The sequence below is a fragment of the Streptomyces chisholmiae genome (assembly GCF_031845445.1).
Taxonomy (GTDB): Bacteria; Actinomycetota; Actinomycetes; order Streptomycetales; family Streptomycetaceae; genus Streptomyces; species Streptomyces chisholmiae.
On record NZ_JAVREO010000175.1, the window covers coordinates 1 to 456 of the forward strand.

The window sequence follows — 456 nt, forward strand, 5'->3', positions numbered from 1 at the left end:
GACCAGGCGGATGCCAGGCTGAACAGCATCTATACGGCGTCGGAAGGGACATGGTACCGCGCCTCGGATGCCCGCACCGCCCGCACAATGCATAAGGGCACCACTGTGCATGTGCAGCAAGGCACCGTATCGGCGGGTTTCGTCTATGCCTTCCAGACTCTCGACCCGGTGATCGGCACCAGCGCCGTCGTGCTTGCCTTCTATCTCTCGGAAGATGCGGTGGGCGCGGCCATCGCCGCTTCTGCCAGTGCAAGCGCTGCGCTGGGCTCGAAGAACGCGGTGGCCACTTCGGCTGAGGCTTGGCGGTCTACTTTGGCATTGCGACGCGCCAGTTACGCCATCGCTGCAAGGCGTTCCTGGGCGCAGTCTTTTCGACGGCAATTTGATAGCCTTTGTGAATTCTCTGAATTTCGTCAGCGTGAGAAGCTAAAAACAGGTCGATGGCCTGCTTGGGGT

At 60.5% G+C, this 456-nt stretch carries 1 protein-coding gene; it reads left to right on the plus strand.

What is annotated here, in order from left to right; genetic code table 11:
- Positions 1-456 (plus strand): hypothetical protein (locus RM844_RS32655; protein WP_311671060.1); only part of this gene is annotated, 456 nt, incomplete at both ends.